The organism is Arthrobacter sp. CAU 1506, assembly GCF_005047635.1.
Taxonomy (GTDB): Bacteria; Actinomycetota; Actinomycetes; order Actinomycetales; family Micrococcaceae; genus Crystallibacter.
The window spans coordinates 130759-153174 of sequence record NZ_SUKC01000010.1 but is presented as its reverse complement, the minus strand read 5'-3'; the positions used below and the strand labels follow the sequence as shown (position 1 = coordinate 153174).

Genomic DNA, 22416 nt, shown 5'->3' with positions numbered 1-22416 from the left:
TCAGGGCACCGGATCCGCTGCCGCCGCGAACTGGGACATGTAGAGCCGGTAGTACGGGCCTTCGGCCGCCAGCAGCGTGGCGTGGTTGCCCTGCTCCACGATCTTGCCGTCCTCCATCACCAGGATCACGTCCGCGTCCCGGATGGTGGAGAGCCGGTGCGCGATCACAAAACTCGTCCGGTCGGAACGCAGCGCGGCCATTGCGTGCTGCACGAGCAACTCGGTGCGCGTGTCCACCGAGCTGGTGGCCTCGTCCAGGATCAGCAGCGACGGGTTGGCCAGGAACGCCCGGGCAATGGTGATCAGCTGCTTCTCGCCGGCGGAGACGTTGTTGCCGTCTTCGTCGATCAGGGTGTCGTAGCCGTCCGGCAGCGCCCGGACAAAACGGTCCACGTAGGTGGCCTTGGCTGCCGCCATGACCTCTTCCTCGGTGGCATCCAGGTTGCCGTAGCGGATGTTGTCGAAGATCGAGCCGCCGAACAGCCAGGCGTCCTGCAGCACCATGCCCACCTTGGAACGCAGTTCGGCCCGGCTGAGCGCGGTGATGTCCACGCCGTCCAGCGTGATCCGGCCGGCGTCCAGTTCGTAGAACCGCATCACCAGGTTGACCAGCGTGGTCTTGCCCGCTCCCGTCGGCCCCACGATGGCCACCGTCTGCCCCGGGTTCGCCGAGAAGGAGAGGTCTTCGATCAGCGGCTTGTCCGCGGTGTAGCTGAAGCTGACGTTGTGGAACTCCACGTGGCCGTCGGTCTTGGCCGGCAGCGTCTCGGTGGCCGTGTCCGGCTCCTGCTCATCGGCGTCGAGCAGTTCAAAAACCCGCTCCGCGGAGGCAACGCCGGACTGCAGCATGTTGGCCATGCCCGCCATTTGGCTCAGCGGCTGGTTGAATTCACGCGAGTACTGGATGAACGCGGTGGCGTCGCCCAGGGTCATGGACCCCGATGCCACCCGCAGGCCGCCCACCACGGCAATGCCCACGTAGCTCAGGTAGGAGATGAACTGCATCACCGGCATGATCATTCCGGAGACGAACTGGGCACCGAACGAGGCCTTGTACAACTCCTCGTTCTTCTCATCGAACTGCTCCACCGACTGCTGTTCGCGGCCGAAGGCCCGGACCAGATCGTGGCCGCTGAACGACTCCTCGATGTGGCCGTTGAGCGCACCGGTGTGCTTCCACTGGGCGGTGAACAGTTTCTGGCTGCGCGTGCCGATGATGCCGGCGCCGACGGCAGACAGCGGCAGCGCGATCAGCGCGATCAGCGCCAACTGCCAGGACACGATGAACATCATGATGGTGATGCCCAGCAGGCTCAGCGCGGACATGATCAGCTGCGCGAAGGCCTGCTGCAGTGCCTGCTGGATGTTGTCGACGTCGTTGGTCACCCGGGAGAGCATGTCGCCGCGCTGGCGGGTGTCGAAGTAGTTCAGCGGCAGCCGGTTCAGCTTGGCTTCCACGTCCTGGCGCAGCCCGAAGACCACCCGCATCACTATCCGGTTCAGCAGCCAGCCCTGCAGCCACATGAACAGCGAGGAGACCACGTACATGCCCAGCACCAGCAGGATCAGGTTGCCCAGCAGTTGGAAGTCGATGCCCACGCCGGGCACCAGTTCCATGCCGGAGAGCAGATCTGCGAACTGATCCTGGCCCTGCGCGCGGAGTCCGGCGATGACTTCTTCCAGGCTGGCGCCGGCCGGCAGGTTCATCCCGATCGCGCCGTTGAAGATGACGTCCATGGCGTTGCCCAGCACCTTGGGCGCAATCACGTTGAGCACCACGGCCACCACAACCATGGCCAGCACCAGGACGATGCTGGCTTTCTCCGGCTTCAGCAGGCCGAACAGGCGCTTGGCGGACGGCCAGAAGTGCTGGGCCTTGCGGGTCGGCGTCCCGGTCATGAAATCCTGGTCGGCCTCGCCGGGCTGGAACTGCTCCTCGAGGACCTCGGCCTCGGCTTCCGCGGCAGCGGCAGGGGTGGGCGCCGTCACCGGGTCGGGTCCGGTGGCCAGCTCGGACTGGGCTTCTTTGTCCGGACTCATGCCACTTCCTCCACCGCGGTCTGGGAATCAACAATTTCCTGGTAGGTTTCGGAGCTTTCCAGCAGTTCCTCGTGGGTGCCGCGGGCCACGATCTGCCCGTGCTCCAGCACCAGGATCTGGTCCGCCTCGATGATCGTGGCCACGCGCTGGGCAACGATGATCACGGTGGCGTCCTCGGTAGTCCCCTTCAGCGCAGCCCGCAGCCGGGCGTCGGTTGCCACGTCCAGCGCAGAGAACGAGTCGTCGAAGAGGTAGACCTTGGGCTTGGCCACCAGCGCGCGGGCGATGCAGAGCCGCTGGCGCTGTCCGCCGGAGACGTTGGTGCCGCCCTGCGAGACTGCCGACTCCAGGCCCTTGTCCTTGGCGCGGACGAAGCCGTCGCCCTGGGCCACGCGCAACGCCTCCCAGAGTTCTTCGTCGGTGGCGTCCGGATTGCCGAAGCGCAGGTTGTGCGCCACCGTGCCGGAGAACAGGTACGGCCGCTGCGGCACCAGGGCCACCCGGTCGGTGATCTCCGTGCGGGCCATCCGGGTGACCGGAACGCCGTCTATCAGCACGTCGCCGCTGCCGGCATCGAACAGCCGCGGCAGCATGCTGATCAGCGTGGTCTTGCCGGCACCGGTGCTGCCAATGATCGCCGTGGTTTGACCAGGCCGTGCGGTGAAGCTGACGTCGCGCAGCACCGGCACTTCGGCGCCTGGATAGGCGAAGGTCACGTTGCGGAACTCGACGACTCCGGCGGGCTCGCGTGTCTTCTCCGGCTCGGCGGGTTCGTGCACGGAAGGCTCGACGTCGAGCACCTCGCCGATGCGTTCGGCGCAGACCGAGGCGCGCGGAATCATCATCGCCATGAACGTCCCCATCATCACCGCCATCAGGATCTGCAGCAGGTACTGCAGGAAGGCGGTCAGAGCACCCACCTGCATCTCGCCGGCGTCCACGCGCAGGCCGCCGAACCACAGCACAGCTGCCGTGGCCAGATGCAGGATCATGCCGATCGAGGGGAACATCAGCACGAACAGGTTGCCGACCGAGATCGAGACATCGGTCAGTTCACGGTTGGCCTTCTCGAAGCGCTTGGCCTCGTAGGGCTCGCGGACGAAGGCCCGGACCACGCGGATGCCGGTGATCTGCTCGCGGAGCACGCCGTTGATACCGTCGATCTTCTCCTGCATGGTGCGGAAGAGCGGCATCAGCTTCCAGACCAGCAGGCCCACCACCACAAACAGCAGCGGCACCGAGACCCAGACCAGCCAGGACAACTGCAGATCTTCGCGCAGGGCCATGATGATGCCGCCGACGCACATGATCGGGGCCATCACCATGAAGTTCAGGCCCATCAGCACCAGCATCTGCACCTGCTGCACATCGTTGGTGCCGCGGGTGATCAGGCTGGGCGCGCCGAACTGGCCCACCTCGCGGGCGGAAAACCCGGTGACCTTGTGGAAGATTCCGCGGCGCAGGTCGCGGCCCATCGCCATCGCCGCCTTGGACCCGAAGTAGACGCCGGCGATCGCGGCGGCCACCTGCACAAAGCTGACGGTCAGCATGACGCCGCCGGTGCTCCAGATGTAGTCGGTGTCGCCGCGGGCCACGCCCTCGTCGATGATCTGGGCATTCAGGCTGGGTAGATACAGCGCCGCGATGGTGGCGATGAGCTGCAGCACCACCACAGCGGAGACGAAGGGAAGATAGGGACGGCCGTAATGGCGGATTAAACGGAGCAGCATCGGTGTGACGCAACTTTCGGGCAAGGGTTGAGTGAGGCCAGATAGAGGCTACACCTTTTAACTGATTGGCGAAAGCCAATCGGAGGAGTGTTTTCATTGCGGTTGTTGAAACGATTTGGCCCGCAACCACACCGGGGAGGGCACTGTGGCTGGTGTCATATGTACGTGCGCTGGAATACTGAGCCGAACCAAACCGCTACTTGGGGAGGACCCAACCTTGGACGACCAGATTTTCCAGATCATCGCCATGCTGATCTACATGGCAGGAATGCTGGCTATCGGCTGGTGGGCCTATCGGCGCACCAGCGACCTCGACGACTACATGCTGGCCGGCCGCGGCCTCAAGCCCGGTGTCGCTGCATTGAGCGCCGGCGCCTCGGACATGTCCGGCTGGCTGCTGATGGGGCTGCCGGGTGCACTCTACGTCGGCGGCCTGTTCGAAGCGTGGATTGCGATCGGCCTGACCATCGGCGCCTGGCTCAACTGGAAGCTCGTGGCCCCGCGGCTGCGCTCCTACACCGAAGTGTCCAACGATTCGATCACCGTTCCCAGTTTCCTGGAGAACCGGCTGAAGGACCGCTCGCACCTGCTGCGGGTCGTTTCCGGCGTCATCATCTTGGTGTTCTTCACCTTCTACGTCTCCTCCGGCATGGTGGCTGGCGGCATCTTCTTCGAATCCTCCTTCGGCTCTTCCTACGAGGTCGGCATGCTGGTGGTTGCCGGCGTCACGGTGCTGTACACCATGTTCGGCGGCTTCCTCGGCGCGAGCTACACCGACGTAGCCCAAGGTCTGCTGATGTTCGCGGCCCTGCTTCTGGTGCCGATTGTCGGGGTCTTCGCCACCGGTGGCCTCGGTGCCACCATCGAGTCGATCCAGCAGGTGGACCCGAATCACCTGAGTCTGTTCACCGGCGGCGCCGTAGCCGGCATCTCGGCTGCCGCGTGGGGCCTGGGCTACTTTGGACAGCCGCACATCATCGTGCGCTTCATGGCACTGCGCACGCCCGGCGAGGCGAAGGCCGCCCGCCGGATCGGCATCGGCTGGATGCTGCTGACCGTTGTCGGCGCCACCGCCACCGCACTGGTGGGCGTGGCCTACTTCCAGCAAAATCCCGGCATGACCCTCACGGACGCCAAGTCAGCCGAGTCGGTCTTCCTGGACCTGTCCCAAATCCTGTTCCACCCGTTCGTCGCAGGCTTTGTGCTGGCAGCCGTGCTGGCGGCGATCATGAGCACCGTCTCCTCGCAGCTGATTGTCTGCTCCTCGGCGCTGGTGGAGGATCTGTACAAGATCTTCGCGCGCAGGCAGGCGTCGGCGCAGACCCAGGTAATGCTCGGCCGGCTGGGCGTGCTGGCGGTCTCCCTGGTGGCGGGCATCCTGGCGTGGGCCCGCAACGACACCATCCTGGGCCTGGTGGCCTTCGCCTGGGCAGGCTTCGGCGCCTCATTCGGGCCCACCATCATCCTGTGCCTGTTCTGGCGGAAGCTCACCGTCGCCGGCGCACTCTCCGGCATGGTCGCCGGCGCGGCAACAGTGTTTGTTTGGAAAACGTCGGGGCTCTCGGACACCATGTACGAGATTGTTCCGGGCTTCATCCTCAACGTGGCCGTCGCCGTCGTCGTCAGCCTCCTGACGCACAAGCCCGTGCCGGAAATCGACGCGGAGTTCGAGGAAGCCGTCCGCCGGGTCCATGCGCAGGAAACACCGCTGGCCGCCGCAGAGCGCTGATCCGCTCCACGCGCTACACCCGCACAGGTGCCCTTCCCGGCGTCGGCCTCTTCCGACGTCGGGAAGGGCACCTTCCGCGTTTGGGAGACTTCCGGCGTCGAGCCTTCGGGCGGGCACACCCCGAGACTCGGGGACATCCGGCGTCGAGCCTTCGGGCGGGCACACCCCGAGACTCGGGGACATCCGCCGTCGAGCCTTCGGGCGGGCCCAGCCGAGACTCGAGGACATCCGCCGTCGAGCCTTCGGGCGGGCCCGCCCGGAGATTCGGGGACATCCGCCGTCGAGCCCGCAGCCGGGCCGAGGCTGCCGTCGGGCGGAGGCGCCTCGGTATGGGCCTACGCGGAAGGGCAGCCTACCTACCGGTGTTCGTACGTCAGGCAGTCGGCGTTGTCGGCGCCGGGTCCCACATGGACCGCCGGGGCTTGGCACATGAGGTGGTCGTTGTGCGTGCATTCAGCGCGCTGGCAGGCACCCACTCCGGCCAGGACCTTGGGCAGGCCGCCGTGCGCTCCAGTGTCAATGAACGTGGCGCAGGCAGCGTGGTTTTCGCCGCCGGCAACGGTGATGGCACCGGCGTTGCATTCAGAGTGATCGTTGAAAGAGCAGTTGGTAACACTGCAATCGGAAACGTGAGCTGTTGCTGTCATGGCGGTTCCTCCATGCTTCTGTCGCTCGGGATGGGCATCCCTGGCTGGGCGGGCCCTGATTCCACGTTAGGCCTGTGCGACGCAATCAAAAAGGCAGATTTTCGTTCCCTATTTCCCCGCCATCGGATTTTCCCCGGACGAAAACCGTCGACATATCTACCTCCATAGATATAGAGTCGAGGTGTCTTGGGATTGTGCACTGCATCACAATCAAGCCGCCATCGAGGAGGACAAGTACCCATGAGCGCAAAGAACCTCCAGGAAGTCCTGGACCAATCCGGCAATACCGTCGATTTGCTGCGAAACTCGCAGCTCGGCGCCTACATCTACCCGGTCGTCGCGCCGGAATTCACCAACTGGCGCAGCGAACAGCGAGCCTGGCGTGAGTCCGCGGTGCTGTTCGACCAGTCGCACCACATGGACAACCTGTTCATCAAGGGCAAGGACGCCCTGAAGCTGATTTCGGATACCGCCATCAACTCGGTGGCCAACTTCCCGGTCAACAAGGCCAAGCAGTACGTTCCCACCACGCCGGCCGGACACGTGATCGGCGACGGCATCCTCTTCCATGAGGCCGAAGGCGAGTACGTCTACGTGGGCCGCTCCCCTGCCGCCAACTGGCTGATCTACCACGGTGAAACCGGCGGCTACGATGTGGACATCGAAGTGGACCGCCGGTCCCCGTCGCGGCCGATGGGCCAGCCGGTGAAGCGCAAGTACTGGCGCTTCCAGATCCAGGGCCCGAACGCCTGGAAGATAATCGAGAAGGTCAACGGCGGCCCGGTGGAGCAGCTGAAGTTCTTCAACATGGATCACATGCAGGTGGCCGGCCGCCAGGTCCACACCTTGCGCCACGGCATGGCCGGCGCGCCGGGCCTGGAGATCTGGGGACCGTACGAGACTTACGACCAGGTGCGTGACACGATCCTGGAAGCCGGCCAAGAGTTCGACATGCTCGCCGTCGGCTCCCGCGCCTATCCGTCCAACACGCTGGAATCCGGCTGGATCCCGTCGCCGCTGCCGGCCATTTACACCGGCGAGGAACTGCGCTCCTACCGCGAGTGGCTCGGCGCCGACAGCTACGAGGCCGTCAACGCGGTGGCGGGCAGCTTTGTCTCCGACAAGATCGAGGACTACTACCTGAACCCGTGGGAGCTGGGCTACGGCCACATGGTGAAATTCGACCACGACTTCATTGGCCGCGAAGCCCTCGAGAAGATCGACCCGGCAACGCAGCGCAAAAAGGTCACGCTCGAATGGAACGCCGACGACGTGGCCAAGATCTTCGCCTCGCTCTTCGATGCCGACGGCACCTCGTACAAGTACTTCGACCTGCCGCTGGCCAACTACGGCTCGTCGAACTATGACGCCGTGCTCGACGCCGCCGGCGAGACGATCGGCCTGTCCATGTTCACCGGCTACTCCGCGAACGAGAAAAAAGCGCTGTCCCTGGCCACCGTGGACGCGGACGTGCCGGAGGGCACCGAAGTCACCGTGGTGTGGGGCGAGCCCGACGGAGGGTCCCGCAAGACCACGGTGGAGCCGCACCAGCAGCTGAACGTGCGCGCCATCGTCAGCCCGGTACCGTATTCCTCGGCGGTCCGCCAGGACTACCCGGGCGGCTGGCGCTCCGGCAAGAAGGCCTGATGTCCGGCTGCTCCTGAGGAGCACGACGGCGAACGGCGGGGAGGGTGCCCGAAGGCATCCTCCCCGCCGCTTCAGTTAATCGGCTGGTAAAGGACTGGGCCTGGCCGGATGTCCCGGCCAGCGCGTCAGTGCTGAACTGGCCGCTGGCCGGCGTCACCGGCGATCCGTGGTGAACGCGGGACCCCGCGCGCTTTAGTCGCCATCCTCCGGCAGGACCGTCTCTTCGACGTACCGCTCGCCCGTCTCTGTTTCGCGGACGCTGTAGTGCTGTTCCATATGCTCGATGGCGGCGGCATCCTCGGGGCCGGGCGCCTTGACCGGGTCATCAATGGCGGTGCGGTCGGCATCGCCGTAGACGTTGGCCAGACCTTGCTTGGCGTCCGGGGGCAATTCGCCCGGGGCCAGTACCTCTTCGTCCCGGGACGTTTCGCCCGCGGTCTCGTCCCGGTCCTTCCGGTCATAGCGGTCCGGATTGTTGATTTGCTCGCTCATGGAACTCCTCCCGTCAGACGCCCGTGCGCCGTATCTTCACCTAATCACAGAGCCGTCGCAGGCAACAGGGCCGCCAGACCGCGTTCGCCGTGTCCCGGGGGCTGCGCAGGCGTCCGTTCGCTCCCACGTCTTAAGAGTCGGGCGAACCATTCGCGCTAGTCAGAGCGGGGTAATCGTTTTGAAACATGGGACGTTACTCCTATAGGTGGGAGCGAAGGCCCGCTGAGGTGGGAACGAAGGCCCGCTGAGGTGGGAGCGAAAGTCCGCTGCCACCGGCCCGCGAATACGCCGCACCGGCAAGCCCCGCTACCGCCCGCCGCGGAAGCCCGCGAACACGCGGCACCGGACGCCGCACCGGCAAGCCCCGCTACCGTCCGCCGCGGAAGTCCGTGACCCACTCCGCGGTGGCCTTCATCCCGCCGAAAGTGTAGAAGTGCAACTTCACCGTGCCGTGCACTGCCGGATCGTAGCGGCCGGCGAATTCCTCCAGGAACTTGTCCGGTCCGGCGGTGCCCAGCAGGTTGGTCAGTGAGAACCCGTACTTGTGCACGATTCCGGCCGAAGAGGCCACGCCGAAACGCTTGGCATAGTTCAGCAGCCGCTTGACCCCAGCCGGCCCCGGGACGCCAATCCGCACCGGTGCATTGATTCCCCGACGACGGACCTCGGCCAGCCACGCGAACACCGGATCGACGTCGAAGCCGAACTGGGTGATGATGACCGATTCCAGGTTTTGCTGCTGCAATTCGGCATATTTGTTCTCCAGTGCCTGCCACAGCACGTCGTCGGAAATATCAGGGTGGCCCTCCGGGTAACCGCTGATCCCCACCCGGCGAATGCCGTACTTGGCGAGCAAGCCGGTGCGGATGACTTCCAACGAGTCCGGATAGGGCCCCATCGGCTCGGCCGGATCCCCGCCCACCACAAAAACATTCGCCGGCGCTGCGTCCGCCGACAAGGCCTGCAGGAAATCCTCCAATTCCGCCTGCGACGCCAACCGGCGGGCGGAGACGTGCGGCACCGGCACGAAACCGAGCCGCTTCACGGCAGCTGCCGCGGATACCCGCATGGGCAGGTCCTCGTTCCCCAGGAAAGTCACGTTGATCAGCGTGCCCGGAGGAATCGCGCCGGCCGCATCTTCCAGCGCGGGAACGTCCTTGCCCGTCATCTCTAACGAGAAGTCATCGAGCAGCGCACGGGCAGCGTCTGACGAAGCGTGTTTCGGGTCGGCCATGGTGTCAGTCCTTCCACATGTGGCGCCGATCACTCCCGACCGGCCTGCTGCGAGTCTAGCCGTAAAAGCACTACGGACATAGAGGGTTGGGAGTGATTTGCTTTTCTCAATCACTGGGCGGATACTATTGAGGCCTTCCCTTCTAACTCCAGGAAACCATCATGTCCACGCCCCGCGTGCTGAGGCCTTTCGCCCACCGCAACTACCGGATCCTCATTTCCGCCCTGGCCATCTCGGTTTTCGGCACAGGGATGTGGGCCGTGGCCATGGTCTACCAGGTCATCGCGCTGGGCGGCGGCCCCATTCAGCTCTCGCTTGTCGCCACTTGCTCAAGCGTCGGCCTGCTGGCTTTCGTGCTGCTGGGCGGCATCGCGGCCGACCGGCTTCCGCGCCGCCGCCTGATCATCTGTGTGGAGGCAGCCAATCTGGTGGCCATCGGCGTCGTGACACTGCTTGCCTTGACCGGGCTGTTGCAGCTGTGGCACCTCGCCGCCGCCGCCTTCCTGCTGGGTGTGGGAGCCGCTTTCTTCTTCCCCGCATACTCGGCCATCCTGCCCAGAATACTGCCGGCAGAGGATCTGCTGGCGGCCAACGGCATGGAGGGCACCATGCGCCCGCTGCTGCAGCAGGCGGCGGGCCCCGCTTTAGCAGGAATCGTCGTGGCTTCCTTCTCGCCCGCGGCAGCCATCGGCTGGATCTCGCTGTGCCATCTGGCCGCGCTGGTCATCCTGAACTTTCTGGGCCAAGAGCTGGTTCCGGATCAGGGAACGGTTGCGTCGGTCTCCGCCGAGGACGAGCCCCCGGCCAAACGCAGTTCGGTACTGGCCGATCTGCGCGAAGGCGTGACCTACACGCTGAAGACTCCCTGGCTGCTCTGGACGCTGCTGTGGGCCGTAGTGAGCGTGCTCATTTTCATCGGCCCCATCGAGGTGCTGCTGCCGTTCGCCGTCGCCGACCAATTGGGCGGGGATTCGAAGACCTTCGGCTTCCTGCTCGGCATCTTCGGCATCGGCGGGGCGCTGGGAGCCTTGTTCACTGCCTCCCTGCGGCTGCCCAGGCGCTACCTCACTTTGATGCTGCTGTTCTGGGGGGCCGGCGCCCTGCCCATTGCGGTCATCGGCTTTACCGACAGCTTCTGGGTGATGGCGGTGGCGCTGTTCGTGGTCGGGGCCACCGGCAGTGCGGGCCAGGTCATCTGGGGCACGCTGCTGCAGCGCAGGGTTCCGCCGCATCTGCTCGGCCGCATTTCCAGCCTTGACTTCTTCGTCTCGCTCGCGCTGATGCCGGTGTCCATGGCGCTGGCCGGTCCGGTGGGCGAAGTGGTGCCGATCTGGCTGATCTTCCTGCTGGTGGGCCTGGCCCTGCCCCTGCTGGCGGTGCTGGCACTCACGTTCGGCGGCATGCTGAAGGATGAGATCGAGCACCCGCTGGAACGCAAGCTGGAACCTGTGGAGCCTGCCAGCGCCTAGCAGCAAAGGCCTGCACCTGAGGACGACGGCGGCGCTCACCTGAGCGCCGCCGTCGCCCTCAGCGGCATGGGCTCTATTCCCCCGGCTCCGAGCCCGCGCCATTCCGAGCGCTACGCTTGACGGCAGGAGGGACTGGACCTCCCCGGGACAGTAGTTGAAACCGAACCGCCAGGCATGCCCGTGCGAGCGGGCCGCGCACCGGCCACCCATTTGCAGGAGACATCATGGTTGCAAACCAGGACCTCGCCCAGGACCAGGACCTCCGGCGTGCGCTGCTCACCGCCCGCCGCGGCACCGACTTCTTTGGCCGCAAGCTCAGCGACCTCTCCGACGACGAGTTCGCCGCGCCTTCGCTGCTGCCCGGCTGGACCCGGGCCCACGTCATCGCCCACGTCGGCTACAACGCCCGCGCCATCGCGCGCTTGATCGAGTGGGCCAACACCGGCGTGGAAACGCCGATGTACTCCTCGCGACAGGCCCGGAACGAAGAAATCGAGCATGGCGCCACGCTCTCCCCGGTCGAATTGCGCGACCTCTACGAACAGTCCGCCAACCAGCTCGACGTTGCATGGCGGAACACACCTCAAGAAGCGTGGGCACACGAGGTCAAAGCCGCCCAGGGCTACACCGCACCGGCCGCCGAAACCGTATGGTGGCGGACCCGCGAAGTCTGGATCCACGCCGTCGACCTCGACAACGGCGCCAGCTTCGCTGACATGCCCTCCGACGTGCTCGAACGCCTGCTCAAGGACATCACTGGCGCCTGGCACAAGCGCGGCGACGACAAAAACCTGCGCCTGGACGTCCTAGGCTCTGGCGGCGTCACGCAACTCGGCGACGCTACGTCCGCCGACCCGGTCATCGTCACCGGAACCCTCCCGGACATCACCGCGTGGGCGGCCGGCCGATCCACCCGCGGCATTACTTCCAACAGGCCGGATACGCTCCAAGCACCGCGCTGGATCTGAGCCCGGCGGCAGCCGCTCGGATCTCCGCGCAGGCGCAAGCGCCTTTGGTCGATCACCGGAGGCCGGGCGTGGGGGCCTTTGGCCGATCATCGGAGGCCGGTTGTCGACCAAGCGAAGCGCGTGGAGACACTGCCGGGCCGGATCTCCGCGCAGGCGCAAGCGCCTTTGGTCGATCACCGGAGGGCGGGCGCAAGCGCCCTTGGTCGATCACCGGATGGCGGGCGGGTTAGGACACGTCGATGGTGACGACGGCGGGGCCTCGGCCGGGAGCGGCGTCCGCCTTTGCCCCGGTGCCGGAGGTCACGGCGCGGGACACGCAGCAGCACATCTTTTCCGCTGCCCGCTGCTGGCGCTCACTGTAGAAGACGTCCCGGTGGTCGATCGCACCGTCCAGTTCCAGCACGCGGACTTCGCAGAGGCCGCATTCACCCTTGCGGCAGTCGAACATCATGTCCGCACCGGCCTCTTCGAGGGCCTCAAGCATGGAACGGCCCTGGCCCACCGTGGCCTCGATGCCCAGCCGCGGGATCCGCACCACGAATTCCTCCGGGTCGTACCAGCCACTGTTGCCGAAGGTCTCGTAGCGCAGGTTCGGCACCGGCAGCTCGCGTTCCTTCCAGGCGCGGCGGACGGCGTCCATCAGCCGAATCGGTCCGCACATGTACAGTTCGGTATCCATGTCCGCGCCGGCCACCAGCTCACCCACCTGCAGCGACGTGGCCTCATCGTCCACGTGGACCTGCAGCCGGTCTCCGTGCTCCTCCTGCAACTGGTCCAGGTAGGCCATCGCCTCGCGGCTGCGGCCGGCATACACCACGCGGTAATCCGCCTTCACGGCCTTGAGCACCCGCGCCATGTTGACGATCGCGGTCACGCCGATGCCCCCGGCCAGCAGGATGTACCGCTCGGCCCCGACCCGCAGGGGGAAATTCTGCAGCGGCTGAGTGATTTCCAGCCTGTCGCCGGCCGCCAGCGTGTGCATGAATTCCGATCCGCCCCGCGAAGCCGGCGCCTTCAGCACGCTCAGCGCGAGGCGGCGTCCGCCGTCGGAGGAGTCCACGATGGAGTAGGAGCGTTTGTCTTGCTGGCCGGCAATCCGGACTTTCAGGTCAACATGCGACCCCGGTTCTGCGTTCTTCGGCAGGGCCGGCTCCAGCACGATCCGCCGGATGCCGGCCGCCACGTCCTGCACCTCTACTACGGTGGCATGCTGCCAGACTTCTACGTTTGTTGCTGCCATGTTGTCGCCTGCGCCTTCCTTCAGACGCCGGCCTGGACGGCAGAAGCCATCCGGCCCTCGGCGACCAGCATCCGCTCGATCAGCCGGCGCACCCACATGCCGCCGGAGTCGATGTTGAGGTTGTAGAACTCGTAATCCGGATTCGCGTCGATGGCCGCCTGCTGCGCCTTGAGCATTTCCTCGTCCTCGCCGAAGACGCCGTGCACGCCGTCGCGCAGCTGCGTGGTGATCAGCTGGCTGTCCAGCCGGTAGTTGCGCATGAACGCCCAGAAGTAGTGGCAGGACCTGTCGGTTTCCGGCGAGATCGTGTTCATCACGAATCCGTTCACACCCTGGCTGCGGTCCCCTTCCGGTGCACCGGTGCCGGCCTTGGCCACCCCGACGTCGATGCAGATGGTGGACGGGGCTTGGAACGTGATGATCTGCCAGCGGTCCACCTTGCCCTCGAAGCCGGGGAACTTGTCCCGCATGTTCTTCAGCCAGAAAGGCGGGGCGTCGATATTGTGCATCCAGCGGGTCACTGTGACGGTGCTGCCCTCATGGCTGACCACGAAGTCGGATTCGCTGAGCTCTTCCTGCCCAATCGAGGACGAGTGCACGAACTCTTCGTGGGTCAGGTCCATCAGGTTGTCCAGCACTAACTGGTAGTTGCAGTCGGCGTGGATGGTCTCGCCGTCGCCCGCCCATTCGGGCGAGTCCATCTGGTGCATGTCCGGCACCAGGTCCGGATCAGCCTGCGTCGGGTCGCCCAGCCACACCCAGACGTAGCGGTGGCGCTCCACCACTGGGAAGGACGGGACGGTGGCCGACGGGTTGATGGTCTCCTGCGCCGGCATCGAGACACAACGTCCGGCGGAGTTGTAGACAATGCCGTGGTACGGGCACTGAATTCCGTCTTTGCCCAGGGTCTTGCCCATGGAGAGCGGCGCGAGGCGGTGCCAGCACGCGTCGGCGAGCGCAACGGCTTTTCCGCCTTCGGTGCGGTACAGCGCCAGCGGCCGGTTGGCGATACGGCGGGCCATCGGCTTGCGGGTGACCTCGTGGTCCCAGGCCGCCACGTACCACGCGTTGAGCGGGTGGCCCATGACCTTGTGGGTGGTGGAGCTGGCGGTCTGCACTGCAGCGGTCACAACGGTTCCTTCCGGTAGCGCGAGCCGACCTCGTCAGCGAGGCAGGCTCAGTTATATTTGGCCGATGGCGGCGCCGTCTCCGGATCCGCTAACTAACTATCAACATAGATAGTGGCGTGGCTCTCAGACTATCGATGGATATAGTGATTGGCAACACAGCTCAAAAGAAAGTTGGATCAATGAGTCTTCGCTACGCCCTGCTGGCGCTACTCAGCGTTGAGCCCATGACCGGCTACGACCTCTACAAGGAATTCGAGGCCTCCGTAGGGCACGTGTGGCACGCCCCGGACTCTCAGATCTATCCCGAGCTGCGGCGGATGGAGAAGGAAGGCCTGCTCGACGGCGAGGAGGTCACCTGGGGCCAGCGCGGCAAGAAGCGCCGCTACCACATCACCGATGCCGGCGTGCAAGCGTTCCGGGACTGGATGAACACCACGCTCGAGTACACCCGGGTGCGGGATCCAGCACACCTGAAGGCCGCTTACCTGGAGTGGGCCGCGCCCGAAGCCGCGCGTGAGCAGATGCGCGCGCACATTGAGCACCACACCGGGCTGCGCCAGCAATGGGAGCAGCGCATCCGCGAGATCGACCAGGACGCCAGTGAAATGCTGAACCGGCGCCTGGCCGGCACGCCCGAAGCTGACCGCGACCGGGTCAAGGCCTTCAAGAGGTTCACGTATGAGGGCTTGGTAGCCCGGGCCGAGCAGGAGATAGCGTGGGCCGAGCGCGGGCTGGACCTGATCGACGACCTCTACGCCAACCGGCGGAGTTCCCGGCAGGGAGCCGGCACCAAGAAGTAGCCCGGCCCCCGGCTCCGGAGGAGCCGACGCCGGGCACCGCCGTCGTTATCCGCGGCAGAGTGGGACTGCGGCACCGCCGTCGTTATCCGCGGCAGAGAGGGGCTGCGGCCCCGCCGCCGTCCGCCGCAGAACAGCTCCGGCCGCCGTCGCTGCCCTGAGCGGGAACGACGGCGGCACCGGTGGCCACGAGCAGGCTAGTTGGAGTATTCCTTGCGCAGGTCGGCCTTGCGGATCTTGCCGCTGGCGGTCCGCGGCAGGTCCTCCACGATCACCACCGACTTGGGGATCTTGTAGCGGGCCAGCCTCCCGTCCAGGTGCTGCTGGATGTCCTCGGCGGTCACCGCAAAGCCTTCGCGGACGGTCACCACCGCACGCGGCACTTCGCCCCACTTCTCGTCCGGAACACCGATCACCGCCGCGCTGCTGACCGCCTCCAACTCCAGGATGATCTGCTCCACCTCGGCCGGGTAGATGTTCTCGCCGCCGGAGATGATCATGTCCTTCAGCCGGTCGGAAATGAACAGGAAGCCTTCGTCGTCCACGTAGCCCATGTCGCCGGACTTGAACCAGACGCCGTCGGCATAGCTTTCGGCCGTGGCATCGGGCCGGTTCCAGTACTCGCGGATGACATTGGGGCCGGAAATCTGGATCTCGCCCACCTCGCGCGCCGGCAGCACGTCGCCCATCGGGTCGGCAATCCGGACGTCGGTGAAGAAGTGCGGAAGTCCTGCGGAACCGGCCTTCGGGCGTGATTTCTCGGCCGCCAGCGTGGTGGCGCCGGGGGCCGTCTCCGTCATGCCGTAACCGTTAGTGAAGGACAGTCCGCGCGCCTCGTAAGCCTCCAGCACCCGCATCGGCACCGCTGAGCCCCCGCAGGTCAGCTTGTTCAGCGAACTGATGTCGGTCTTATCCCAGTCGGGGTGCTCGCACAGCAGTTGGTAGGTGGTCGGCACGCCGCTAATGGCGGTGGCCTTGTACTTCTCGATCAGCATCAGGGTCCGGCCGGGTTCAAACTTCGGCTCAAGCACCACGGTGGCGCCCTTGAGCAGCGCCGGCAGCACGCCCATGCCGAGCGATGCCACATGGAACATCGGCGCGATCATCAGCGCGACGTCGCTGCTGGCCATGTCGAAATCCACCAGCACATTGATGCTGTTCCAGGTCATGTTGCCGTGCGTGAGCAGCGCGCCCTTCGGCCGGCCGGTGGTGCCGGACGTGTAGAGGATCATGGCCGGATCATCGAGCGAGACGGCCACGTCGCGGCGCTCTGCGCTGCCGGAGGCGATCACCTCTTCCAACAGCTCGACGGCGGTGCCCCGCCCGCCTGCCTCGGGTGCCGTCTGCACAGCGGCCATTCCGGCCGGCGCGTCTTCCACCACGATCCGGTGGCTGAGCTCCAGCAGCGAACTGCCGCGGACGGCCAAAGGCTCCAGGCTGCGGGCGTGGACCAGAATGCGGCTGCCCGAATCCTGCAGCGCGAACTGAATCTCCGGCGGAGCCAGCCGGGTGTTCAGCGGAACGAAAATCGCGCCCAACGTGCCGCAGGCAAAGAACGTCTCCAAAAAGGCCGGGTGGTTCTCCCCCAGATAGGCAACCCTGTCGCCCCGCGCGATGCCGCGGTCCGCCAGCGCATTGGCCAGCCGGTCGACCCGCTCGGCAAATTCGCCGTAGCTCATCTCGCCCGCCGAGCTGATGATCGCGGTCTTGGCCGCGGACTTCATGCGGCGCTTATGGATCCAGGCACCGAGCCCCTGATTCTGCATCGTTCAAACCCTTTCGACGTACCCGGCGCCCGGGCTACCCAGCGAAGCCGCAGTGAAGCGCGTCACCATGGCCCACACCCCAACCTAATGTCTCTTAGTTGAAAAAGTCAATAGTTGAGAATACCGCTCGACTACAGCTCCGCCGGGGGTCGCCAGACAGCGATGATGCCCCTTCCGAGAGGGAAGAGGCATCATCGGCGCTTGGTGCGGGACCTGCTGTCTTACTGCTGCGGCAGCAGCGCCTCCATGTCCGGAAGCTGGTCAATCAGGCCGTTCTTCAGCGAGATATCGGCGATCTCCTTGATCGAGTCGGCATTGACTTCCTGCGGGAACTTCGGCAGGGTCAGCTTCTCGATCACGGCCGGGTCCAGCTTCGTGTAGGTCGGCAGGATTTCGCGTACGCGGTCAGGGTTCTCATCGGCGAAAGCCAGCGACTTCTTCATCGCCCGGACGAACGCTTCGGTGATTTCCGGCTTCTCCTGCATGTTCTTGTCCGAGGTGAAGTAGGTAGCTACGGTCAGATCCTTGACGGGATACGCGTAGTTGGAGAAGACCGGCACTGCGCCGTCGCCGGCCACAATGGTCGCGAACGGCTCGACGGCGGCAATTGCGTCGACCTGGTCGTTTGCCAGCGCGGCCGGCATATCCGGGAACGGCATTTCCACGAAGTTCAGGTTGGACGAATCGCCACCGGACTGTTCCACAGCCTCGCGGACGGTGGAGTCGCTGATGTTATTGAGCGTATTGACGCCGATCCGCTTGCCCACCAGGTCCTTGATTTCCTTGATGCCACTGTCCGGCTTGACCATGACAGCGGCGAAGTCCTTATCCCGGTCGCCCGTGGTGGCAACGCCGTTGGCCACCATCTTCATGTCCAGGCCCTTGGAGCGGGCGATGACCAATGAGGTGACGTTGCTGAACCCGAAGTCCATCTGGCCGCTCGTGATGGCCGGAATGATCGCGGCACCGCCCTGCGCCAGGGTCAACTCCAGGTCCAGCCCCTCTTCTTCGAAGAAGCCCTCCTCCTTGCCCAGGTAGATCGGCGCCACGTCCACGATCGGGATAACGCCCACATTGATCTTCGTCATGCCGCCGGATGCTTCGCCGCCGCCCGCGGGAGCTGTTTCCCCGCCGCCGCCCGACGGGCTTCCACCGCCGCACGCCGTCAATGCCAGCACCGCCGCCAGTGCCACTGCTGCCCTGATTTTCTTCACGGGTTCCCTCTCCCATCAATCCTTCACTAGGCACGGGTGTGCCCCAGATCACTCACAGTATCTACGTCCATAGTGCTCGACGTCAACGAAGCATCCGGATTGTTATCAACGCTGATCCTCGGCCGCAGTGGTGGGGCAGCCTGCCTCCCGCTGCCGGCCCTACTGTGTGCTGGCAGGGAGCAGCGCGTCGAGATCCACTTCCTTGTCGACGGTGCCGTACTTCAGCACAGCATCAGCGAGCGTCTGGGCGGCATCGCGGTCGAACTGCGGGTCGAAGCGCGGCAATACGATTTCCTGCAGAAGTGCCGGGTCGGTCTTGGTGTAGGTGCCGATGATCTCCCTGACCTCATCTGGGTTCTCTTGCGCGTAGTTCATCGACTTGGTCATGGCCGCGGTGAACTTCTCCACCAGCTCCGGGTCCTGCTGGATCTTGTCCGCAGAGGCGAAGTAGCCACCGATATCCAGGTTCGGGTGGGTTCCGCGGTACGGCCAGGAGACTACCCGCGCCCCGCTCTTGATGGCGGAGGTCAGGAAGGGCTCCAGGATAAGGGCGGCGTCCACTTGGCCGTTCTCCACGGCGGCCAGTGCGTCAGGGAACGCGACCTCCACGAACTTCAGGCTCGAGCCGTCGCCGCCGGCCTTGTCCACGGCGGTCCGGATGGTGGTGTCGCCGATGTTGGCCAGATTGTTGGAGGAGACCGTCTTGCCTTCCAGATCGGTGACCGACTTGATGTCCGAATCCTTCGCCACCACGACGCCGGCAAAGTCGACGTCGTCCTCGTCAGAGGCGCGGGTTCCGTTAACCACGTACTTCAGGTCCAGCCCCTGATCGCGGGCCACCATCAGTGAGACGGTGTTGCCGAAGGCAAAGTCGAAGCTGCCGCTCACCACCCCCGGGACGGAGACCGCGCCGCCGGTGGTGTTTTCGATGGTCAGGTCGAGCCCTTCCTCTTCGAAGAACCCTTTGGCCTTGCCCAGGTGGAGGGGCGCCACGTCGCCGATCGGAATCGCCCCCACCGTCACTGCGGTCATCCCCTCCGCCGGCGAAGCGCCGCCGCCGTCGGTTGCCGCCGGCCCGCCGGACGGCGATCCGCCGCCGCAGGCCGCCAGAACTGCCGCGACGGCGGCGGCACAGACGATGGTGGCAAGTCGCTTCATGGTGCACTCCCTCGTGTCGTTTCACGGTTTCTTGGGAGTCTAGGCAGCCACTCTCCGGCAGGCCACAGTATGGGCCCGCTGGGCACCGCTCCGTGCAGTTAATACTTTGACCTACCGCTCGGAACCACCGCGGCCGCGGCGCCACACGCAGCAGGGGCGGTTCCCGGAATTCCGGAAACCGCCCCTGCTCAATGCTGGACCGGACCTACTTCACGGTCATGGCCTGCACATCCGGCTGGTTGTCTACGTACTTGTACTTGACCATCAGCTCACCCATGTCGCTGAGCACCTGGCTGCGCACCTCGCCGTCGAAAACCTCCATCTTGAGGTTCTTGGCCACCTCTTCCGGCATGCCCATGAAGTCCGGCAGGACAGCGCGCACGCTGTCGTTGTCCGCTTCGGCACCCTTCAGGGTTTCGGTCACGGCGGCCTTGAAGTCGGCAACGATCTCGGGGTTCTGCTCGGCGTAGCTGCCGCTGGTGAAGGTCACCATGGTGGGCAGGCCCGGCAGAGTCTTCTGGTTCGGGTAGCCCAGCAGCTTGTAGTCCTTGTTGGCCAGCGCCTTGGACTGGAACGGCTCCGGAACCCAGATGGCGTCCACGTTGCCACGTTCCAGCTGCGCTTCCATGTCCGGGAACGGCATTTCGCTGAACTTCAGCTTGGACGGATCGGCACCGTCCTCGGCAGCCGACTCCATGATGGTCAGGTCGCCCTGAGTCTTGAGGGTGTTGACGGCAGTGGTCTTGCCGGCCAGATCGGCGAAGCTCTCGATCCCCGAATCGGCCTTGACGATCACCGCATTGTTGTCTTCGCCTTCGGCCCGGGAAGCGCTATAGCCCGAGACGATTTTCATGTCGAGGCCCTTGTCCACCGCGGTCATCACCGACAGCGGGTTGCCCACCGCAAAGTTCATCGTGCCGGTGGAAACGGCCGGCAGCATTGCCGCGCCGCCCTGGCCGGTCTGGAGCTCGACGTCGAGCCCGTGCTTTTCAAAGATGCCTTCGTCGATGCCGTACTGCATGGCGCCGGACGGTGCGATCGGCAGCACGCCGACCGCGATCTTGGTCAGACCGCTGTCGGCGGCACCGGACTCCGCGGCTGGGGCTCCGCTGGATCCGGACGGAGAGCCGGATCCGCAGCCGGTCAGTGCCATGGCGGCAATCGCGCCGCCGGCCAACAATTTGGCCAAGTGCTTCTTCATGAATCGCTCCTTGGGTCCGTGGTGCCGTCCCCCGACCGTCGGGGGCTGACTGTGACCAGCACCACAGCTAAGTACAACGTAGATACAATAGTTGAATAAATCAATAGTTGTGGCCCGTTTGTGACATGCGCTCCGGTTTACGGCACCCGGTTCCGGCCTCAGCACCGAACCCGGCCACGGCCCCGGCCCCTGCTGAGGCCACGCCCCCGGCCCCGAAACCCTGGAGGGCCTGGAGCCGGGACCGGACACAGCCGGGCTATCAGACGTAGAAGCGCGCCAGGAACTCAGCGATGACCGCCGGACGCTCCTCGCCCTCGATCTCGATGGTGTTGTTGGTCTTGATCTGCACGCCGCCCTTGACCTCCGTGACCTCGGAGATCGTGGAGTGCATGCGGACCTTGGCGCCGGCCTTGACCGGGTTGGTGAAGCGCACCCGGTCGAGTCCGTAGTTGACCTTGGTCTTGACGCCTTCGACGTCGAACAGTTCGCTCCACAGCGGGATGACCAGGGACAAGGTCAGGAAGCCGTGCGCGATCGGTGCTCCGAAGGGGCCCTCCTTGGCCTTCTCCACGTCGGTGTGGATCCACTGGTGGTCGTCGGTGGCGTCCGCGAAGGTGTTGATCTGGTCTTGGGTGATCTCCCGGTAGTCGGTGTAGCCGAGGTCCTTGCCGACCAGGTTGGGCAGATCTTCGAAGTTGACGACGGTGTTGCTCATGATTGCTCCTTGGGAAATGTGGTGTAGCTGAGGTCTAGCGGAAGGCGCCGGTGCCGGTAATGGCCCGGCCGACGATCAGGGCGTTGATTTCGTGCGTGCCCTCGTAGGAATAGACGGCCTCTGCATCGGCATGGAAGCGCGCGACGTCGGTGTCCAGCGTGATGCCGTTGCCTCCGACCACTTCGCGCGCCAGGGCGACGGTCTCGCGCATCCGGGCGCTGCAGAACATCTTGGCCAAGGCGGAATTTTCGTCCTTGTAGATGCCTTCCTCCTGCTGCTGGGTCAGCCGCACCGCCATGCCGAGCGACGCCGTGACGTTCCCGAGCATGGTGGCGAGCTTCTCCTGAATCAGCTGGAAGCCGGCCAGCGGCTTGCCGAACTGCTTCCGCTCCTTGACGTAGCGCAGCGCTGCCTCGTAAGCCCCGGCCTGCAGCCCGGTGGCGATCCAGGCAACGTCCGAGCGCATGTTCCGCAGCAGCGAGGCCACGTCCGCGAACGAGTTCACATTCTGCAGCCGGGCCGAGTCCGGGACCCGCACGCCGGTCAGCGTGATGTCCGCGTTCTGCATCATCCGCAGCGAGGTCTTGCGCAGGATCTTGGAAAGCTCGACGCCGGGGGCATCGGTCGGCACCAGGAAGCACTTGACCTGGCCGTCGGCCTGGTCGCGGGCAAAGATCGCCAGCACATCGGCAGTAACGGCACCGCCGATCCACCGCTTGGCGCCGTCGATAATCCACTCGTCGCCGTCGCGCCGGGCGCTGGTTTCCAGGCCGCCGGCGATGTCCGACCCGTGCTCCGGTTCGGTCAGCGCGAAAACGCCCTTAAACTCGAAACTGCGGATCTTCGGGTCCAGCTCGGCGGCCTGCTCTGCGCTGCCGCCCAGGTTGACGGCGGTGCGGAACAGCCCGGACTGTGCGTTGTAGAAGGTGGCAACAGACGCGTCCGTCCGGGCGAGTTCAAAGTTGCGGAAGCCCTCATACAGCCCGGACGGCTTGGCACCGCCCTCGGTCAGTTCTGCCGGAGCCATCAGGTCCAGGTCGTAGAGCGGTTGGGCGATCTGGTACGGGAACTCGCCCTGTTCCCAGTAGTCGGCCAGCAGCGGGTGGACCTGCTCCTGCAGCACCGTGCGCAGCCGGCCGAGCACGCCGCGTTCGGCGTCGGTCAGCAGGGTGGCGTAGCCGTACTGGTCGGACGGGTAGAACTGCTCGGACATAGTCCCGGCCCTCTCTGCGGCGACGG

Annotated in this window: 18 protein-coding genes; 5 read left to right on the top strand and 13 right to left on the bottom strand. The window is 65.3% G+C overall.

The annotated features are described in order from the left end of the window. Together E4J89_RS12885 and E4J89_RS12880 are read right to left on the bottom strand one after the other, a co-directional pair. Complete coding sequence (locus tag E4J89_RS12885) at nucleotides 1–1899, bottom strand: ABC transporter ATP-binding protein (protein WP_240691881.1); 1899 nt, start codon at nucleotides 1897–1899, stop codon at nucleotides 1–3. 137 nt (nucleotides 1900–2036) lie between these two features. Next, nucleotides 2037–3770 (bottom strand): ABC transporter ATP-binding protein, encoded by a 1734-nt coding sequence (locus E4J89_RS12880; protein ID WP_136786544.1) that lies wholly within the window; start codon nucleotides 3768–3770, stop codon nucleotides 2037–2039. Nucleotides 3771–3987: 217 nt separating this feature from the next. Here E4J89_RS12880 and putP point away from each other — a divergent pair, with 217 nt between their 5' ends. Then, entirely contained in the window at nucleotides 3988–5499 is a 1512-nt protein-coding gene (gene putP / locus E4J89_RS12875; protein ID WP_136786543.1) for a sodium/proline symporter PutP, read from the top strand. Between the two features lie 356 nt (nucleotides 5500–5855). Here the strand turns inward: putP and E4J89_RS12870 are convergent, their stop codons facing one another. After that, nucleotides 5856–6146 (bottom strand): DUF1540 domain-containing protein, encoded by a 291-nt coding sequence (locus E4J89_RS12870; RefSeq protein WP_136786542.1) that lies wholly within the window; start codon nucleotides 6144–6146, stop codon nucleotides 5856–5858. Nucleotides 6147–6386: 240 nt separating this feature from the next. Here E4J89_RS12870 and E4J89_RS12865 point away from each other — a divergent pair, with 240 nt between their 5' ends. Beyond that, nucleotides 6387–7793 (top strand): aminomethyltransferase family protein, encoded by a 1407-nt coding sequence (locus E4J89_RS12865; protein WP_136786541.1) that lies wholly within the window; start codon nucleotides 6387–6389, stop codon nucleotides 7791–7793. A 192-nt stretch (nucleotides 7794–7985) separates the two neighbouring features. Here the strand turns inward: E4J89_RS12865 and E4J89_RS12860 are convergent, their stop codons facing one another. Together E4J89_RS12860 and E4J89_RS12855 are read right to left on the bottom strand one after the other, a co-directional pair. Further along, nucleotides 7986–8285: a hypothetical protein gene (locus E4J89_RS12860; protein ID WP_136786540.1), complete on the bottom strand. Its 300-nt coding sequence runs from the start codon at nucleotides 8283–8285 to the stop codon at nucleotides 7986–7988. A gap of 367 nt (nucleotides 8286–8652) precedes the next feature. After that, nucleotides 8653–9519 (bottom strand): methylenetetrahydrofolate reductase, encoded by an 867-nt coding sequence (locus E4J89_RS12855; protein ID WP_136786539.1) that lies wholly within the window; start codon nucleotides 9517–9519, stop codon nucleotides 8653–8655. Between the two features lie 161 nt (nucleotides 9520–9680). On the opposite strand from E4J89_RS12855, the gene E4J89_RS12850 reads away from it, so the two are divergent. Together E4J89_RS12850 and E4J89_RS12845 are read left to right on the top strand one after the other, a co-directional pair. Next, nucleotides 9681–10988 carry an MFS transporter gene (locus tag E4J89_RS12850; protein ID WP_136786538.1) on the top strand — a complete coding sequence of 436 codons (1308 nt, stop codon included), beginning with the start codon at nucleotides 9681–9683 and terminating at the stop codon, nucleotides 10986–10988. A 224-nt stretch (nucleotides 10989–11212) separates the two neighbouring features. Further along, the gene (locus E4J89_RS12845; protein ID WP_136786537.1) at nucleotides 11213–11956 is read left to right on the top strand and encodes a maleylpyruvate isomerase family mycothiol-dependent enzyme; all 744 of its coding nucleotides are present in this window, start codon (nucleotides 11213–11215) and stop codon (nucleotides 11954–11956) included. Nucleotides 11957–12182: 226 nt separating this feature from the next. On the opposite strand, the gene E4J89_RS12840 is transcribed toward E4J89_RS12845, so the two are convergent. Together E4J89_RS12840 and E4J89_RS12835 are read right to left on the bottom strand one after the other, a co-directional pair. Continuing rightward, nucleotides 12183–13196 carry a PDR/VanB family oxidoreductase gene (locus tag E4J89_RS12840; protein WP_136786536.1) on the bottom strand — a complete coding sequence of 338 codons (1014 nt, stop codon included), beginning with the start codon at nucleotides 13194–13196 and terminating at the stop codon, nucleotides 12183–12185. A 20-nt stretch (nucleotides 13197–13216) separates the two neighbouring features. After that, complete coding sequence (locus E4J89_RS12835) at nucleotides 13217–14281, bottom strand: aromatic ring-hydroxylating dioxygenase subunit alpha (protein ID WP_136786585.1); 1065 nt, start codon at nucleotides 14279–14281, stop codon at nucleotides 13217–13219. Nucleotides 14282–14505: 224 nt separating this feature from the next. Between E4J89_RS12835 and E4J89_RS12830 the strand changes: the two genes are divergently transcribed. Next, a complete protein-coding gene (locus tag E4J89_RS12830; RefSeq protein WP_136786535.1) occupies nucleotides 14506–15126 on the top strand; it encodes a helix-turn-helix transcriptional regulator in 621 nt (206 codons plus the stop codon). A gap of 194 nt (nucleotides 15127–15320) precedes the next feature. Here the strand turns inward: E4J89_RS12830 and E4J89_RS12825 are convergent, their stop codons facing one another. The 6 genes from E4J89_RS12825 to E4J89_RS12800 form a co-directional block, all read right to left on the bottom strand. Beyond that, entirely contained in the window at nucleotides 15321–16889 is a 1569-nt protein-coding gene (locus tag E4J89_RS12825; RefSeq protein ID WP_136786534.1) for a long-chain fatty acid--CoA ligase, read from the bottom strand. A 221-nt stretch (nucleotides 16890–17110) separates the two neighbouring features. Then, nucleotides 17111–18103, bottom strand: coding sequence for an ABC transporter substrate-binding protein (locus E4J89_RS12820; protein WP_136786533.1), 993 nt, complete (start codon nucleotides 18101–18103; stop codon nucleotides 17111–17113). 159 nt (nucleotides 18104–18262) lie between these two features. Further along, complete coding sequence (locus E4J89_RS12815; protein ID WP_136786532.1) at nucleotides 18263–19261, bottom strand: ABC transporter substrate-binding protein; 999 nt, start codon at nucleotides 19259–19261, stop codon at nucleotides 18263–18265. Between the two features lie 205 nt (nucleotides 19262–19466). Further along, nucleotides 19467–20462, bottom strand: coding sequence for an ABC transporter substrate-binding protein (locus tag E4J89_RS12810; RefSeq protein ID WP_136786531.1), 996 nt, complete (start codon nucleotides 20460–20462; stop codon nucleotides 19467–19469). 259 nt (nucleotides 20463–20721) lie between these two features. Continuing rightward, the gene (locus tag E4J89_RS12805) at nucleotides 20722–21177 is read right to left on the bottom strand and encodes a MaoC family dehydratase (RefSeq protein ID WP_136786530.1); all 456 of its coding nucleotides are present in this window, start codon (nucleotides 21175–21177) and stop codon (nucleotides 20722–20724) included. 34 nt (nucleotides 21178–21211) lie between these two features. Further along, a complete protein-coding gene (locus tag E4J89_RS12800) occupies nucleotides 21212–22390 on the bottom strand; it encodes an acyl-CoA dehydrogenase family protein (RefSeq protein WP_240691877.1) in 1179 nt (392 codons plus the stop codon). Between the last annotated feature and the right edge of the window lie 26 nt (nucleotides 22391–22416).